Origin of the sequence: Vibrio sp. 10N.222.46.A1 (assembly GCF_041473595.1) — a bacterium.
Taxonomy (GTDB): Bacteria; Pseudomonadota; Gammaproteobacteria; order Enterobacterales; family Vibrionaceae; genus Vibrio; species Vibrio tasmaniensis_A.
In genome coordinates this window covers 1-360 of record NZ_JBFRSN010001781.1, presented here as the reverse complement: position 1 = coordinate 360, position 360 = coordinate 1, and the positions used below count along the sequence as shown (strand labels likewise).

The following is a 360-nucleotide window of genomic DNA, read 5'->3' as shown; positions in this document are numbered from 1 at the left end:
AAGTGTGCAAATACGTCTGGGCCGTTTTCTTGCTCGATGAAGCCGAAGCCTTTAGTTTCGTTGAACCATTTTACTTTACCAGTAACTGTGTTAGACATGATGATATCCTAAAATTAAATTTTTATTTTGAGCCAATTGTGGCACTGATAGCGCGGAAAAGTTTATTGCTATTGCGTACAACACAACGGGGTTACTAGTAATCCAACGAAATGTTTATATACAAAGAACTTTCTTTCTAGCCGAGATGAAGTCTAAATCAAATTAGGGGATAGTCAATCGAATCCATAGTGAAAGGTTGCAGAAACTTGGGGGTAGTCAAACTTTGCATTCCTTAAATATCATGGAGTTACAGTTGTATGG

1 protein-coding gene is annotated in these 360 nt (G+C 37.5%); it reads right to left on the bottom strand.

What is annotated here, in order from left to right; all coding sequences use genetic code 11:
- The coding region (locus tag AB4496_RS29300) for a cold-shock protein (RefSeq protein ID WP_372133643.1) at nucleotides 1–98 on the bottom strand (98 nt) is incomplete at its 3' end.
- Nucleotides 99–360 lie beyond the last annotated feature (262 nt).